At 66.8% G+C, this 14,755-nt stretch carries 15 protein-coding genes; 9 read left to right on the forward strand and 6 right to left on the reverse strand.

The window, feature by feature from the left end; translation table 11 throughout:
- Window positions 1-81: 81 nt before the first annotated feature.
- Window positions 82-1,395 (reverse strand): glutamine synthetase, encoded by a 1,314-nt coding sequence (locus AB3G45_RS04785; protein WP_367829495.1) that lies wholly within the window; start codon window positions 1,393-1,395, stop codon window positions 82-84.
- A complete protein-coding gene (locus tag AB3G45_RS04790) occupies window positions 1,385-2,281 on the reverse strand; it encodes a MurR/RpiR family transcriptional regulator (protein ID WP_367829496.1) in 897 nt (298 codons plus the stop codon). The genes AB3G45_RS04785 and AB3G45_RS04790 overlap by 11 nt, the downstream gene beginning before the upstream one ends.
- 147 nt (window positions 2,282-2,428) lie before the next feature.
- Here AB3G45_RS04790 and AB3G45_RS04795 point away from each other — a divergent pair, with 147 nt between their 5' ends.
- The 9 genes from AB3G45_RS04795 (at window position 2,429) to AB3G45_RS04835 (ending at window position 10,540) form a co-directional block, all read left to right on the forward strand.
- Window positions 2,429-3,235, forward strand: a complete 807-nt coding sequence (locus AB3G45_RS04795; protein WP_367829497.1) for an N-formylglutamate amidohydrolase — start codon at window positions 2,429-2,431, stop codon at window positions 3,233-3,235.
- Window positions 3,235-3,885, forward strand: a complete 651-nt coding sequence (locus AB3G45_RS04800; RefSeq protein WP_367829498.1) for an isochorismatase family cysteine hydrolase — start codon at window positions 3,235-3,237, stop codon at window positions 3,883-3,885. Before AB3G45_RS04795 ends, AB3G45_RS04800 begins: the two co-directional genes overlap by 1 nt.
- Before the next feature lie 110 nt (window positions 3,886-3,995).
- Complete coding sequence (locus AB3G45_RS04805) at window positions 3,996-5,168, forward strand: ABC transporter substrate-binding protein (protein ID WP_367829499.1); 1,173 nt, start codon at window positions 3,996-3,998, stop codon at window positions 5,166-5,168.
- A 50-nt stretch (window positions 5,169-5,218) separates the two neighbouring features.
- The gene (locus tag AB3G45_RS04810; RefSeq protein ID WP_367829500.1) at window positions 5,219-5,953 is read left to right on the forward strand and encodes an ABC transporter ATP-binding protein; all 735 of its coding nucleotides are present in this window, start codon (window positions 5,219-5,221) and stop codon (window positions 5,951-5,953) included.
- Complete coding sequence (locus tag AB3G45_RS04815; protein ID WP_367829501.1) at window positions 5,946-6,653, forward strand: ABC transporter ATP-binding protein; 708 nt, start codon at window positions 5,946-5,948, stop codon at window positions 6,651-6,653. The genes AB3G45_RS04810 and AB3G45_RS04815 overlap by 8 nt, the downstream gene beginning before the upstream one ends.
- A gap of 3 nt (window positions 6,654-6,656) precedes the next feature.
- On the forward strand, window positions 6,657-7,547 hold the full coding sequence (locus tag AB3G45_RS04820; protein ID WP_367829502.1) for a branched-chain amino acid ABC transporter permease: 891 nt from the start codon (window positions 6,657-6,659) through the stop codon (window positions 7,545-7,547).
- Between the two features lie 11 nt (window positions 7,548-7,558).
- Window positions 7,559-8,587: a branched-chain amino acid ABC transporter permease gene (locus AB3G45_RS04825; protein ID WP_367829503.1), complete on the forward strand. Its 1,029-nt coding sequence runs from the start codon at window positions 7,559-7,561 to the stop codon at window positions 8,585-8,587.
- Window positions 8,584-9,252 (forward strand): cysteine hydrolase family protein, encoded by a 669-nt coding sequence (locus AB3G45_RS04830; RefSeq protein ID WP_367829504.1) that lies wholly within the window; start codon window positions 8,584-8,586, stop codon window positions 9,250-9,252. The genes AB3G45_RS04825 and AB3G45_RS04830 overlap by 4 nt, the downstream gene beginning before the upstream one ends.
- A gap of 13 nt (window positions 9,253-9,265) precedes the next feature.
- Entirely contained in the window at window positions 9,266-10,540 is a 1,275-nt protein-coding gene (locus AB3G45_RS04835) for an aspartate aminotransferase family protein (protein WP_367829505.1), read from the forward strand.
- A 21-nt stretch (window positions 10,541-10,561) separates the two neighbouring features.
- On the opposite strand, the gene doeB is transcribed toward AB3G45_RS04835, so the two are convergent.
- Genes doeB through eutB form a run of 4 tightly spaced genes read right to left on the reverse strand, consistent with a single transcriptional unit; the run spans window position 10,562 to window position 14,755 of the window.
- On the reverse strand, window positions 10,562-11,557 hold the full coding sequence (gene doeB / locus AB3G45_RS04840; protein ID WP_367829506.1) for a N(2)-acetyl-L-2,4-diaminobutanoate deacetylase DoeB: 996 nt from the start codon (window positions 11,555-11,557) through the stop codon (window positions 10,562-10,564).
- Between the two features lie 3 nt (window positions 11,558-11,560).
- Window positions 11,561-12,742, reverse strand: coding sequence for an ectoine hydrolase DoeA (doeA, locus tag AB3G45_RS04845; RefSeq protein ID WP_367829507.1), 1,182 nt, complete (start codon window positions 12,740-12,742; stop codon window positions 11,561-11,563).
- 34 nt (window positions 12,743-12,776) lie between these two features.
- Window positions 12,777-13,769 (reverse strand): ectoine utilization protein EutC, encoded by a 993-nt coding sequence (eutC, locus tag AB3G45_RS04850; protein WP_367829508.1) that lies wholly within the window; start codon window positions 13,767-13,769, stop codon window positions 12,777-12,779.
- Window positions 13,766-14,755 carry a hydroxyectoine utilization dehydratase EutB gene (eutB, locus tag AB3G45_RS04855; RefSeq protein ID WP_367829509.1) on the reverse strand — a complete coding sequence of 330 codons (990 nt, stop codon included), beginning with the start codon at window positions 14,753-14,755 and terminating at the stop codon, window positions 13,766-13,768. The genes eutC and eutB overlap by 4 nt, the downstream gene beginning before the upstream one ends.

Consider the following 14,755-nt stretch of genomic DNA (forward strand, 5'->3'; position numbering starts at 1 on the left):
GTTCTCCTTTCAGGTCAATTCACCCGAAAAGAACGCGGGGACCCTCGCGTGGTTCCCCGCTTCGCAAGGCCGTGCGGCTGGTTAGTAGACGCTCTCGTAGGCGGCGCAGATTTCCGCCTGCGTCTTGCCGGCCAGATAGGCGATCTCGCCTTCCTTGTGCTTGACATAGACGTCGGCAAAGCCCTCGGGGAACCAGCCGCAGACGGTCGCATTGCCGCGGAACCGCTGGAGCGCGGCCTCCAGCGTCTGCGGCAGGCGGACGTAGCCGCGGGCGGCCAGCGCCTCGACGCCCAGCAGCGACAGGTCCTCCTGCGTCGCCTCCGGCACGGCAAGCCCCTCCTCTATGCCCTGAACGCCGGCATGCACGATGGCGGCGAGCGCGAGATGCGGATTGGCCGTGCCGTCGGCGGCGCGGAACTCGAAGTTGAACTGGGCGGCGCGGGCAATGTCGCTGATGTCGGAAACCGGGCAGATGCGCACCGAGGCCTCGCGGTCACGGAAGCCGAGATTGTTGAAGGCAGCGCTCCAGCGATGCGGGGTGAGGCGCAGGTAGGAGACGACGCTCGGCGCGGTGATGGCGATGATCGAATCGAGATATTTCAGGATGCCCGCAACGAATTTCCCGGCGACGTCGGAGAGTTCGTGCTTGCCGTCCGGATCGTGGGTGACGGGATTGCCGGCCGCATCCAGCATGCTGATATGCACATGCACGCCGTTGCCGACGCCGGCCGGGTCGCGGATCGGCGTGAAGGTCGGCTCATAGCCGAGTTCGCGCGCGACGAGGCCGACGAGTTCGCGGGTGATCAGCGAATGGTCGGCGACGGTGACGCCCTTCTGCGGACCCATCGTCACCTCGAACTGGCCGGCACCGAATTCCTTGAGGATCGTATCGGGCGTCACGCCCGCTTCACGCATGGCAGCGACGATCGCCTCGCAGAAATGCCGTTCCTCCTGGAACCCGCCGAGCGTGAAGGCCTTGCCGATATCCGAGACGAGGTGCTTGATCTGGAACTCGTGCTCGAAGGCGCCGTAGAGCGTGACGCCCGCCACCCTCTCCAGCCGTTCAAGGGCCGCTTCGAGGATCGAGCGCGTGCAGAATTCCCACGGCCGGCCGTCGGTATAGCGGATGTTGCCGAGGACGAAATTCTCGTTCGGCGCGCCCTCCTCGCTCTCGATGCTGACGCTGGTCGCCGGATCGGGAATGAGCACGAGGTCGCCGAGCGAGCCGAACGGGCTTTCGGCGATGTTGTCGAAGCAGGTTATCTGCACGTTGGTCGGCGTCCAGCCGACGCCGCGCTTCAGGCGCTTTTCCATCTGTGCCAGCGGAAAGGCCTTGCCACGCACCTTGCCCGAAAGGTCGCCGCAGCAGGCGACCATCATTTCCTCACGCTTCATCTTCGTCCCCGTTGATCTGGTCATAACCCGGCATCGAAAAGCGGATGCCGTCCCAATCCTTGATGCGTTTCTGCGTCGCTTCCCAGTCGGTCTCCGAGACGCGCACGATCAGCGCCTCGACGAGCGCCATGGCCGTCGCCACCGTGTCCCAGGCCGTGCCGGCATCGATCGGCAGCGCGACGATATGGTCGGCGCTGCGGGCGGCCGGCGACATCCACTTGTCGGTGACGACGACGATGGTCGCACCACGCTTTTCGGCGATCGTCTCGGCAAGCCGGGCGAGGCTGAGCTGGTAGCGGCGGAAATCGAACAGCAGCACGACGTCCTTGCGGCGCATGCGCAGGACGTGCTCCGGCCACATTTCCGGGTTGTCGGCCATGTGGTAGATGCCGCTGCGGATCTGGCGCAGGTGGATCGACAGGAAGGCGGCGACATTGTCGCTGACGCGCCCGCCGAGCAGGAAGATGTTGCGCGAGGGATCGGCCAGCAGGGCGGCGAGACTGTCGAACTGCGCCTGCGACACCGTCGCCGTCATCTCCTGCATGACCGCCGAGATGCGCGCCACATATTCCGACAGGAATTCCGAATGGCCGACCGGCTTCTGGCTCGATTTCAGGTCGAGCGGCGAGCGCTGCCCTTCCTTCAATTCGGCGATCAGCTGGCGCTGCAGGTCCTGGAAGCCGCCGCAGCCGATCTTGCTGACGAAGCGGGTGATCGAGGGCGCGCTGACGCCGGTCTTGGCCGCCAGTTCCTGGATGCTTTCAAGGCCGGTGAAGGGATAGTCCGCAAGAATGGCATTGGCGATCTTGCGCTCGCTGGCGGTCAGCTGCGCGGCGGCTTCGCGAATCCTCGCTCGGATCGTCGTCGACGATTTCCCATCGCTCATTGGCGTTCGTTCCCTTGGTTGGCCCGAATATTTGCGCCATGAAAAAAATTAGTCAAACGGAAAAATACAATTGACTATGATCGAAAAATTTCTTTGACTGCCTGTCATGAGAGCTCGACCCGCCGGGCCCGTGACGGATCCCATCAAATGCTCAGCTTCGCAGACCGCGACACGACCAGATTGCTGCAGACGGGCGACCCGGAACCGGTGGAACGGGTCAACCCTGCCGGTGCCTCGCCGGTCTTCCTGACCTGCGAACATGCCGGCCGCGCCGTTCCGGCCGCGCTCGGCGATCTCGGCATCCCCGCCGCGGAAATGGACCGCCACATCGCCTATGACGTCGGCGCCGAGGGTGTCGCCCGCGGCCTTGCCGAGCGGCTCGACGCCGCGCTTGTCCTGCAGCGCTACAGCCGCCTCGTCATCGATTGCAACCGGCCTTTCGAGGCGCGGGACTGCGTCGTCCGCGAGAGCGACGGCACGGTGGTGCCGGCCAATGCCGATATATCCGACCGCGACCGCCGCCGCCGCTACGTGGAGATCCACCAGCCGCTGCACGAGGCGATATCGGCCGCGCTCGACCAGCGCCAGGCGAGCGGAAGGCCGCTCCTCCTCGTCTCGATGCACAGCTTCACGCCGGTCATGCGCGCGACGGGCGCCGTCAGGGATTTCGAACTCGGCCTGCTTTACAACCGCGACGCCCGCCTTGCCGAGCGGCTTGCGCAGACGTTCCGCGCCGCCAATCCGGACATCACCGTCAAGCTCAACGCACCCTACCATGTCGACGACATCTCCGACTACACGATCCCGGTGCACGGCGAGCGGCGCGGCATCGCGCATGTGCTTCTGGAAGTGCGCAACGACCTCATCAACGATGCCCGCGGGCAGGAGGAATGGGCGCACCGCCTCGCCGCTCCCCTCCGCCTTGCGGCAGCCAGCCTCGAAGGAAACGCCTGATGGCCGCTGACCATCTGACCACCCGCGACGTGCCGCTCGACCCGGCCGCCTCCGCCATCCTCTTCATCGACGTGCAGAACTTTTCCGTGCGCCGCGAGGGCGGTGAGTTCAAGGACGTCCCGGACGCCGATATCGCGGGAAAATACGGCTATTATTTCAAGCGGATCCACGAGGTCGCGATCCCGAACATGCAGCGCCTGCTGGAAGGCTTCCGCAAGGCCGGCATCGAGGTGCTGCACACGACGATCGAGAGCCTGACCAGGGACGGTCGCGACCGCAGCCTCGACTACAAGATCACCGGCTTCAACGTGCCGAAGGGCTCGTGGGACGGCAAGGTGATCGACGAACTGGCGCCGCTGGAGGACGAGATCGTCTTCCCGAAGAGCTCGTCCAGCGTCTTCGTCTCCACCCATATCGACTACACACTGCGCAATCTCGGCGTAAAACAACTCGTGCTGTGTGGACTTCTGACCGACCAGTGCGTGGAATCGGCCATCCGCGACGCCTGCGACCTCAATTATCTCGTGACGCTCGTGCCGGATGCCTGCGGCACCTATTCGCAGGAGCGCCACGACACGTCGCTGAATGCGATCAAGGGCTATTGCCGCCAGGTCTCGACCGACGCGCTGCTGAAGGAGATCGGGCAGTAGGGCCTGCATACGACATACGAGGAAACATCTGCACGCGGGCCGCAGAACAAGACGAAAAGACCGGGCCGCGCGACACTTCACTGCCGAAAGGCATCAAAAGGGGAACGACCATGATGAAGACTTCCAAACTGCTTCTGGCGGCCGCAAGCCTTGCGCTCGCCGCCTCCGCGGCCTTCGCCGACGACGACAAGATCGTCATCGGCGGCGCGCTCTCGATGACGGGCATCCAGGCGCCGCTCGACACGCCCGGCTTCAACGGCGCGCAGGTCGCCGTCAAGTATCTCAACGACAATGGTGGCGTGCTCGGCAAGCAGGTCGAGTTCATCAATATCGACGGCAAGTCCGATCCGGTGACGGTCGGCAACGTCGCCGTCGAACTGATCGACAAGGGCGCTGAGGTCATCGTCGCGCCCTGCGACTTCGATTTCGGCTCGCCGGCAAGCCGCGAGGCACAGTCGGCCGATCTCGTCGGCATCTCGACCTGCGCCTCCGACCCGCTCTATTCCTCCTGGTCGCTCGGCGACAAGCAGTTCACGCTCTCCATGTGGAACACCACGATGGGCGCGACGGCCGCCGACTTCGCGGTCAAGGAGAAGGGTTGGAAGACGGCCTATGTCGTCACCGACCAGTTCATCGCCTATACCAAATCGCTCTCAAAGTATTTTGTCGAGCAGTTCAAGGCCGACGGCGGCGAGATCATCCTGGAAGACACCTATACGAACGGCGACAACAACTTCTCCGCCCAGCTCGCCCGTCTCCAGGCGCTCGGCAAGAAGCCGGACGTGATCTTCGTCTCGTCCTACGGCACGGATATCGGCGTGATCATCCGCGCGCTGCGCGAAGTCGGCTATGATGCGCCGATCCTCGGCGGCGATGCCTATGACGACCCGGCCATGCACGAGGCGCTCGGCGAGAAGTTCGGCAACGACGTCTATTTCGTCACCCATACCTGGATGGGCGCGGGAGCGGATCCGGAAATGGAAAAGTTCATCGGCCTCTACAAGGAGATGTTCGGCAAGGACCCGGACACGTCCTTCGTCTCGACGGGCTGGGACACGATCATGATGATCGCCGAGGCGATCAAGGCCGCCGGCACGACGGAAGGCGCAGCCCTGGCCAAGGCGCTTGAAGACGGCCAGTTCAAGCTCCTGACCGGCGACCTCGACTACGGCACGGCCGAAGAGGGCCACGTCCCGAACAAGGCGGCGGCGCTCATCGAGCTGAAGGGCGGCAAGCCGACCTTCGTGGGCTGGCGCAAGCCGGAATCCCTGCCGAAGCCCTGATCGGTTCCCCGGGCCGGCTGAGAAGCCGGCCCTCCAATTTCGGAAAAGCCATGTCTGAAACGCGCCTTGCGGTAAACGACGTGTCGGTGGAATTCACCGGCCTCCGCGCCCTCGACCATGTGTCGCTCTCCGTCTCGACCGGCGAGGTCGTCGGCCTGATCGGCCCGAACGGCTCCGGCAAGACGACGCTCATCAACGCCATCACCGGCCAGGTGAAGCTGGCGGGCGGCACGATCACCGCCGGCGACACGACCCTTTCCGGCCTCTCGCCCCGCGCGATCGCGCTGGCCGGCGTCAGCCGCTCGTTCCAGATCGTGCGCCTGTTCAACACGATGACCGTGCTGGAGAATGTCGAGGCCGCAGCGCTGGCGAAAGGCGCTTCCCGGGCCGTCGCCACCGAGCGCGCGAAAAACCTGCTCGACGAACTCGGGCTTTCGGCGAAGGCGGACGAGCTGGGCGAAAGCCTCAGCTACGGCGACAAGCGCCGCGTGGAGATCGCAAGGGCGCTCGCCGCCGAGCCGCGCTTCCTGCTGCTCGACGAGCCCGCTGCCGGCATGAACGACGCGGAGACGGAAACCCTGCTGCACACCCTCTCCGAACTGCCGAAGAAGCGCGGCCTCGGCCTTCTCATCATCGACCACGACATGGGCCTCATCATGCGCCTCTGCCACCGGCTGCATGTGCTCGCCTCCGGCCGCACCATCGCCGAAGGGGACGCCGCCCATGTGCGCGGCCATCCGGCCGTCATCGAAGCCTATCTCGGCAAGGAAGCGGCCCATGCTTGAGATTTCCGACCTCTCCGTCAACTATGGCACGATCCGCGCGGTGCGCGGCATCAGCCTCACCGTCGCCAGGGGCGAACTGGTAAGCCTCCTCGGCGCGAACGGCGCGGGCAAGTCCTCGACCATCAAATGCATCGCCGGCGCGCTCAAGGCGGCGGGCGGCGCGATCATGCTCGAAGGCCGCGACATCACCGCGGCCAACCCCGAGCAGGTCATCCGCGCGGGTCTCGCCACCGTGCCGGAAACCCGCGACGTCTTCCCGGACCTGACGGTCGCCGAAAACCTCATGCTCGGCGCCTATATCCACCGCCGCGACCAGGCCGGCAACCGGCAGAACCTCGAAAAGCTGCACACGCTCTTCCCCCGCCTTGCCGAGCGCGCACACCAGCCGGCCGGCACGCTTTCGGGCGGCGAGCAGCAGATGCTCGTCATCGCCCGCGCGCTGATGGCGCGGCCGAGCGTCCTCCTCCTCGACGAGCCCTCGCTCGGCCTTGCGCCCGCCATCGTCGAGCGCATCTTCGAGATGATCGAGACGCTGAAGAAATCCGGCCTCACCATCCTGCTCGTCGAGCAGAACGTGAACCAGGCGCTCTCCGTCGCCGACCGCGCCTATGTCATGCGGCTCGGCGCCATCGTCGCCTCCGGCACCGCCGACGAGATCCGCTCGGGAAGCGATCTCAGCGCACACTATCTGGGAGGCTGACCGATGGCTTTCGCGATCCAGTTCGTCATCGATGTGCTCAGCCTCGGCGGCGCCTATGCGCTGATGGCGCTCGGCCTCGTCATCATCTACGGCATCCTGCGCCTGGTGAACTTCGCCTATGGCGAACTCATCATGGTCGCCGGCTACACCATGTATCTTTCGAGCGGCTCGGGCCTGCCCTGGCTCGTCATGGCGGTCGTCGCCGTCGGCATGGCCGTGCTCTTCGGCATCCTCACCGACTACGCCGCCTTCCGCCCGGTGCGCGCCAAATCGGTGACGGCGGTGCTGATCACCTCCTTCGCCTTCTCCAACCTGTTGCAGAACGCCGCCCTCCTCTTCATCTCGCCGCGCCCGCGCAACGTGCCGCTGCCGGACATCTTCTCGCAGACCGTGTCGATCGGCGGCGCGATCACGCCGGTGCGCAACCTCATCACCATCGCCGCCTCCGTCGTGCTGCTCGCCGCCGTCGCCTTCCTGATGCGCAGGACGACGCTCGGCATCGCCATGCGCGCGGCCGCCACCAACTTCACCATGGCGCGCATGCTCGGCGTGCCGGCGAACCTCATCATCTCCTCGGCCTTCGCGCTGTCCGGCTTCCTCGCCGGCGTCGTCGGCATCCTGTGGATCGGGCGCATCGGCACGGTCGTGCCGGGCATCGGGCTGGAACCGCTGCTCGTCGCCTTCATCGCCACCGTCATCGGCGGCATGCGCAGCCTTCCGGGCGCCGTCGTCGGCGGCTTCCTCCTGGCGCTCATCGACACGACGCTCAACTACACCCTGTCGCAGGATCTCCTGAAATTCCGCGACGCCTTCACCTTCAGCCTCGTCATCCTGATCCTGCTCTGGCGTCCGCAAGGCCTCATCAAGGGCCCGGCGAGCGGGCAGCGGACCTGAGGAGCGGCCCCATGAAACATTCCTATCTCACCGCCCTCGTCCTCATCGCCGTCATCGCCGTAATCGCGGTCGGCAGCGAGCTCATCGGCATCCGCCTCTACGACCGCATCGCCACCAACCTTTTGATCTCGCTGGTGCTGGTCGTCGGCCTGCAGACCTTCATGGGCAATTCGGGCCTGCTCTCCTTCGCCCATATCGGCTTCATGGGGTTCGGCGCCTACACCTCCGCCGTCCTGACCATCCCGGTACAGATGAAGGGCATGGCGCTGCCCGATCTCTACGATTTCATGAAGGTCGTCGAGGTCTCGCCGCTCCTCGCCATGCTGGCGGCGGGCGTCGTCGCAGCGGTGGTCGCGGCCGTCGTCGCCTATCCCTTGATGCGCCTTTCGGATGCCGCGGCCGTCATCACCTCCTTCGCGCTGCTCGTCGTGCTCTACACGATCATGAACAACTGGAGCGCCTTCACCAACGGCCCGCGCACCCTCTTCGGCCTGCCGAAGACCACGGACCTGCCGCTTGCCGCCGTGGTCGCGGCCGTCGTGGTGGTCGTCGCGCTCGTCTTCAAGGAATCACGCACCGGCAAGCTGCTGCGCGCCTCGCGCGAGGACGAGGTCGCCGCCGCCGCGCTCGGCGCCGATATCCCGCGCCTGCGCTGGCGCGCCTTCATCCTCGCCGCCTTCATCGCCGGCGTCGGCGGGGCGCTGTGGGGCCACTTCATCACGTCCTTCGCGCCAAAAGCCTTCTATCTCAAGGAAACCTTCCTCATCATCACCATGCTGGTGATCGGCGGGGCCAACACGGTGACGGGCGCCGTCGCCGGCACGATCCTCATCACCTTCGCCTATGAGGGCCTGCGCGGCACCGAAGCGGCGCTCAACGCCTCCTCCGTCATCCCCGGCCAGGTCGTCGGCCTCACCGAGATCGTGCTGGCGCTCGCGATGATCGCCGTGATGATCGTCAAGCCCGGCGGCCTCTTCCCCAACCGCGAGATCGGCCACATCCTCACCCGCGCCCGCCGCAAGAAGGAGTTTTCATCATGAGCTGGAAGACCGCCTACCGTTCCTTCTACTACGCCAATGCCGAGGCGCCGGACGACATTTTGCTCGATCCGGATACGACGGCCCTCCTCGTCATCGACATCCAGAACACCTATCTCGACCCGAAGGACACGCCGGAGGAAACCGCGCGCTGGCAGCCCTTCTATGAGCGCATGCGGGGGACGGTGATCCCGAACACCGCACGCCTCATCGCGGAATGCCGCAAGCGCAAGGTGGAGGTGATCTTCGCCCGCATCGCCTGCCTGAAGCCGGATGGCCGCGACCGCTCGCTCAGCCAGAAGAAACCCGGCTTCAACTACCTGCTTTTGCCGAAGGAACTGCCCGAGGGCCAGGTCGTGCCGGAACTCGAGCCGCGCGCCGACGAGATCGTCATCACCAAGACGACCGACAGCGCGCTGACCGGCACCAACCTTCGCCTTATCCTGCACAATATGGGCATCAAGAACGTCATCTGCTGCGGCATCTTCACCGACCAGTGCGTCTCCTCGACCGTGCGTAGCCTCGCGGATGAGAGCTTCGGCGTGGTCGTGGTCGACGATTGCGGCGCGGCGGCGACGGACGAACTGCACAAGCGGGAACTGGAGATCATCAACATGATCTACTGCCATGTCGTCCAGCTCGACGAGGTCCTGACCTTCTTCAAATAGCAAGGAGCGCGACATGTCCGGCCTCTACGCCCGCGAAAGCCGATCGGTCTCGACGATGGCGCATCTGCGGTTCTTCCCGCAGGCGGTGGTCGGCGGCAGCGGCGCGCACCTCACCGCCGACGACGGGCGAAAACTGCTTGATTTCGCCGCCTCCTGGGGCGCGGCGAGCCTCGGCCATTCGCATCCCGCCCTCCGCGAGGCGGTGAACCGCGCGCTTTCCGATCAGGCGGGCGCGAGCTACCTCTCCACCGCCAACGAGCCCTGCGTCCTCCTCGCCGAAAAGCTCTTGTCGCTGGTGCCGGAGCGCGCCCGCGGCCGCGTCTGGTTCGGCCATTCCGGCTCGGACGCCAACGAGACGGTCGCCCGCATGGTCGTCGCCGCCACCGGCCGGCCGCGCATCCTCGCCTTCAACGGCGCCTATCACGGCGGCACGGTCGGCTCCATGGCCGTCTCCGGCCATCCCGCCCAGCAGGGCGCCCGGGCGAAGGACCTGACGCTCGTGCCCTATCCCGACGGCGACGGCGACCTCGCCCATCTGGAAAAGCTCTTCGCCACCGAGGTCCCGCCGGAGGAGGTCGCCGCCTTCTTCATCGAGCCGATCCAGTCGGACGGCGGCATGCTGGTGCCGCCGGACGGCTTTTTCGAAGCGCTGGAAAGGCTGTGCCGCAGGCACGGCATCCTCCTCGTCTCGGACGAGGTGAAGGTGGGCCTCGGCCGCACCGGCCGCTTCAACGCCTTCGAACATCTCGGCATCGAGCCCGATATCGTCGTCTTCGGCAAGGGCCTCGGCGGCGGCCTGCCGATCTCGGCGGTGGTCGGCCCGGAGGCGATCCTGAACCACGCCGTCGCCTTCTCGCTGCAGACCGTGCACGGCAATCCCGTCTGCGCCGCCGCGGCGCTCGCCGTGCTGCAGACCATCGAGCGCGACCGCCTCGTCGCGAATGCGGAGCGGACCGGCCGCGTGCTGCGCGAGGCGCTCGACCGCCTCGCCCTGCGTCACAGCCTCATCGGCGAGGTGCGCGGCCGGGGCCTCGCCCTCGGCGTCGAACTCGTCGCTGACGGCAAGCCGGCCGCACGCCAGGCGGCGCTGACGGTCTACCGCGCCTTCCAGCTCGGCCTGGTGCTCTACTATGTCGGCGTGAACTCCAACGTACTGGAATTCACGCCGCCGCTAACCTTGACGGAGGCGGAAGCCCAGGAAGGCGTCGTGATCCTCGACCAGGCGCTCGCCGATGTCGCGGCGGGCCGGGTCGACGAGGCGCTGCTTGCCGATTTCGCCGGCTGGTAGGGCTCGGGCGGGCGCCGTCCGTTATCCCGCCACGACTGCCGCCAGCACGCTGACGCAGTCGCCCGGCTTGACGAGGCCGGGGAAATGCCGGGCGGCGAGGATGCCGTCCATCTTCGCCTTGACCTCCAGCGGCGGCGCGCCGGTGCGCCCGACAGGGTAGATGCGCGCGACGACGGCGCCGGCCTCGACCTCGTCGCCGAGGTCGTAGAGCGGCTCGATCAGCCCGCCGTCCTCGGCGAAGGAGAAGCAATCGCCGTCGGGCATGTCGAGCCAGGTGGTCTCGGCCGCCTCGACCGTGCCTTTCAGGATGCCCGCAGCCTTCAGTACGTTGGCGACGCCCCGCTTGGCGATGCCGGCGCTCCGTGCCGTCGCCGTGCCGCCGCCGCCCAGTTCCGTGGTGACGAACACCTTGCCCATCTCCTCGGCCGCCGTGTCGTACATGCCGACCGCGTCGATCTCCAGCATCTTCATCGACCAGGGCGCGCCGAAGGCGCTGACGAGGTCGAAGGCCTTTGCCTCCTGCGTCTTGTCGGGCAGGATATGGGCGGCGCAGAAGGGCAGGAAGTCGAGCGTTTTCCCGCCGGAATGGAAATCGAGCACGATGTCGGCGAGCGGCAGCAGCGTGCGCTGGAAATAATCGGCGATCTTCGCGGTCACCGTGCCGTCGGGCGCGCCCGGAAAGCTGCGGTTCATGTTGCCCTTGTCGATCGGCGAGGTGCGCGTGCCGGCAAGGAAGGCCGGGTAGTTCATCGCCGGAACGATGATCACGCGGCCGGTCACATCCTCCGCCTTGAGCGTACGGGCGAGATCGAAGAGCGCGATGGGCCCCTCGTATTCGTCGCCATGGTTGCCGCCGGTCAGGAGCGCCGTCGGCCCCTCCCCGTTCTTGACCACCGTCACGGGGATCATCACCGAGCCCCAGGCGGAATCGTCCCGGCTGTAGGGCAGGCGCAGGAAGCCGTGCTGCACGCCCTCGGCCGAGAAATCGACCGTGGGCGCAATGGGAGAAGCGCGCATGGCTCAGTCCTTCACGAGAAGCTTGCGCGGCACGTCGGCCAGGCACTCGACGCCGGTCTCGGTGATGAGGATGCTCTCCGTCGTCTCGAAGCCCATGTCCTCCAGCCAGAGGCCCGTCATGAAGTGGAAGGTCATGCCCGGCTTCAGCTCCGTCCGGTCGCCGGGGCGCAGGCTCATGGTGCGCTCGCCCCAGTCCGGCGGATAGGAGACGCCGATCGGATAGCCCGTGCGGTTATCCTTGACGATGCCGTACTTTTTCAGGACGCCGAAGAAGGCGTTGGCGATGTCCTCGCAGGTATTGCCGGGCTTCGCCACGGCAAGGCCCGCCTCCATGCCTTCCAGCGTCGCCTTCTCCGCGTCGAGGAAGGCCTGCGTCGGCTTGCCGAGGAAGACGGTGCGCGACAGCGGCAGGTGATAGCGGTTGTAGCAGCCGGCGATCTCGAAGAAGGTGCCCTCGCCCGATTTCATCGGCCGGTCGTCCCAGGTGAGGTGCGGCGCGGAGGCCTCGACGCCCGAGGGCAGCAGCGGCACGATGGCCGGATAGTCGCCGCCGATGCCGTCCGTGCCGCGGATGCCCGCGTCATAGATCTCGGCGACGAGATCGCACTTGCGCATGCCGACCTCGATCCTGTCGAAGATGCGCTGGTGCATCTTTTCCACGATGCGCGCGGCATTGCGCATGTACTTGATTTCCGTCTCGCTCTTGACCGCGCGCTGCCAGTTGACGAGCGCCGTGGCGTCGACGAAGCGGGCATTCGGCAGGTGCTTCTGCAGCGAGGCGAAGGCGGCGGCCGAGAACCAGTAATTGTCCATCTCGACGCCGATGGTCAGCGTGTCGAGGCCGCGATCGGCGAGCCTGGCCGAAAGATAGTCCATCGGATGGCGCTCGGTGGACTGCACGTAGTTGTCGGGATAGCCGACGATGTTCTCGTGCTTCAGATAGGCGGTGAACTTGGCGCCGTTGGCGTCCTGCCCGCGGCCGTACCAGATCGGCTCGCCCGTCGGCGGCACGACGACGCACTGGTGCACGTAGAACGACCAGCCGTCATAGCCCGTCAGCCAGTTCATGTTCGACGGATCGCTGACGATCAGGACGTCGATGCCCCTGGCCTCCATGGCATGGCGCGTCTTTTCGAGGCGCGCTTCGTACTCCGCAAGGGAGAACTTCAGGTTCGCTTGTTTCATGGGTCTTTCCTCACTCCCCGGCCTGGTGCCGGTCTCAACTCTCGAAGGTCGTGCCGGCCCCGGCCGCCGCGGCCCGGGCGGCGGCAAGGGTCGCGATAGCCGTGTCCTGGATGCCCGTGCCGGTCAGGTCCGCCACGGTGATCTCGTCGGGGCCGGTGCGGCCCGGTTTGCGCCCGGCGATGATCTCGCCGAGTTCGCTGAAGAGGGCGTCCCCGGCGACGAGGCCGGCCTTTATGGCATGGTGCAGCTCGCCGAGCCGGCGCGTCTGCTTCAGGCTGTCGGCGACGTAGTTGCCTGCGCCGGCGATGACGGCGGGTTCGATCTCGTTCTTGTGCTCGGCATCCGAGCCCATGGCCGTGACATGCTGGCCTGGCTGGAGCCATTCGGCCCGGAGGATCGGCGTTTCCGACGGCGTGGTGGTGACGACGATATCGGCGCCATCCACCGCCGCCCGGCCGTCCTTTTCCGCGCGCACGGGAAAGCCGAGCTTTACCGTCAGTTCGCCGGCCGCTTCCTCCGCCTTTGCCGCGTCGCGCGCCCAGATGCGCGCCTCGCGGATCGGACGGACGAGGCTCAGCGCCTCCAGTTGCAGCTTCGCCTGCATGCCCGCGCCGAAGATGGCGGCGACCGTGGCATCAGGCCGTGAGAGATGCCGGGCCGCGACGGCGCCGGCGGCGGCGGTGCGCACGTCCGTCAGGTAGCCGTTGTCGAGCAGCACCGCCTCGACGAGGCCGGTCGTCGCCGAGAACAGCACCATCAGGCCGTTGGTGCTCGGCAGGCCGATCTTCGGATTGTCGAAGAAGCCGGGGCTGATCTTGATCGCGAAGCCGGAAAGGCCGGGCACATAGGCGGTCTTCACGTCCACCTCGCCGCGATGCTCGGGAATGTCGAGCCTCAGGATCGGCGGCATGGCGACGGCCTTGGTGGCGAGCGCATGGAAGGCGTCCTCCACGCAGGCGATCGCCTCAAGGTCGAGCGGAACGATGCGCCGCAACTCCGCTTCCGTCAGTATCTTCATCCGTGTCACGCTGCGTCCTCGCCGTTCATCACCCGCAGGTGCTGGCCCATATCCACGTTGCGGCCGGAAAGAAGGAGCGCCACCGGGCCGTCCAGCCGGCCGAGCCGGCCGGACAGCAGCGCCGCGATGCCGACCGCCCCCGCCCCCTCGATCACCTCGCGCTCGGCGGCATAGGCATGGTGCATGCCGGCGGCGATCTCGGCCTCCGAAAGCAGGATCACGTCGTCGAGCAGCGCCCCGCACATCGCGAAGGTCACGGCATTGTCGAGGCCGATGCCGCCGCCGAGCGAATCGGCAAGGCTTTCCACCTCCTCGACCGCCACCGGCCGTCCGGCATCGAGGCTCGCCTTCATCGCCGCGCCGCGCTGCATGGTGAGGCCGATGACGCGCGCCTTCGGCGCCCGTCCCTTCACCGCCGCTGCAACGCCGGCGGCAAGCCCGCCGCCCGACAGCGGCACGAGCACCGTCGCCACGTCGGGCATCGCCGCGACGATCTCCAGCCCGAGCGTGCCCTGCCCTGCCACCACGGCCGCGTCGTCGAAGGGCGGCACCATGACGAGGCCCTCTTCCGCGACCAGCCGGTCCACCTCAAGCTGCGCCTCGTCCTGCGACCGGCCGACGATGCGCACATCGGCGCCGAGCCGGCGGATTTCCGAGACCTTGTTCTCCGGCACGAGCCTCGACATGCAGATCGTGGCGCGCGATCCCTCGGCCTTCGCCGCATGGGCCAGCGCCCGGCCGTGATTGCCCGTCGAGGCCGCCACCACGCCCCGCGCCCGCGCGTCCGGCGTCAGCGACAGAACCGCGTTCGTCGCCCCGCGCAACTTGAAGCTGCCCGTCGTCTGGTGATGCTCCAGCTTCAGCCCGACCGGCACGCCGCACCGTTCGGAAAGCGACGCCGACAAAACGAAGGGCGTGCGCAGCACCCGGCCCTCGATGCGCCGGGCGGCCTCTTCGATATCCGCCAATGTCACGGGAAGGTCTCTCTTCGTCAT

Origin of the sequence: Shinella sp. S4-D37, from assembly GCF_040812195.1 — a bacterium.
In the GTDB taxonomy this organism is placed as follows: domain Bacteria; phylum Pseudomonadota; class Alphaproteobacteria; order Rhizobiales; family Rhizobiaceae; genus Shinella.

Bases quoted from the DNA above. Each gene is read 5' to 3' on its own strand.
- AB3G45_RS04825 (WP_367829503.1), top strand. From the start codon at position 7,559: ATGAAACATTCCTATCTCACCGCCCTCGTCCTCATCGCCGTCATCGCC.
- AB3G45_RS04810 (WP_367829500.1), top strand. From the start codon at position 5,219: ATGTCTGAAACGCGCCTTGCGGTAAACGACGTGTCGGTGGAATTCACC.
- AB3G45_RS04835 (WP_367829505.1), top strand. From the start codon at position 9,266: ATGTCCGGCCTCTACGCCCGCGAAAGCCGATCGGTCTCGACGATGGCG.
- AB3G45_RS04795 (WP_367829497.1), top strand. From the start codon at position 2,429: ATGCTCAGCTTCGCAGACCGCGACACGACCAGATTGCTGCAGACGGGC.
- AB3G45_RS04820 (WP_367829502.1), top strand. From the start codon at position 6,657: ATGGCTTTCGCGATCCAGTTCGTCATCGATGTGCTCAGCCTCGGCGGC.
- AB3G45_RS04785 (WP_367829495.1), bottom strand. From the start codon at position 1,395: ATGAAGCGTGAGGAAATGATGGTCGCCTGCTGCGGCGACCTTTCGGGC.
- AB3G45_RS04790 (WP_367829496.1), bottom strand. From the start codon at position 2,281: ATGAGCGATGGGAAATCGTCGACGACGATCCGAGCGAGGATTCGCGAA.
- AB3G45_RS04805 (WP_367829499.1), top strand. From the start codon at position 3,996: ATGATGAAGACTTCCAAACTGCTTCTGGCGGCCGCAAGCCTTGCGCTC.
- eutB (WP_367829509.1), bottom strand. From the start codon at position 14,755: ATGACGAAGAGAGACCTTCCCGTGACATTGGCGGATATCGAAGAGGCC.
- AB3G45_RS04830 (WP_367829504.1), top strand. From the start codon at position 8,584: ATGAGCTGGAAGACCGCCTACCGTTCCTTCTACTACGCCAATGCCGAG.
- doeB (WP_367829506.1), bottom strand. From the start codon at position 11,557: ATGCGCGCTTCTCCCATTGCGCCCACGGTCGATTTCTCGGCCGAGGGC.
- doeA (WP_367829507.1), bottom strand. From the start codon at position 12,742: ATGAAACAAGCGAACCTGAAGTTCTCCCTTGCGGAGTACGAAGCGCGC.
- AB3G45_RS04800 (WP_367829498.1), top strand. From the start codon at position 3,235: ATGGCCGCTGACCATCTGACCACCCGCGACGTGCCGCTCGACCCGGCC.
- AB3G45_RS04815 (WP_367829501.1), top strand. From the start codon at position 5,946: ATGCTTGAGATTTCCGACCTCTCCGTCAACTATGGCACGATCCGCGCG.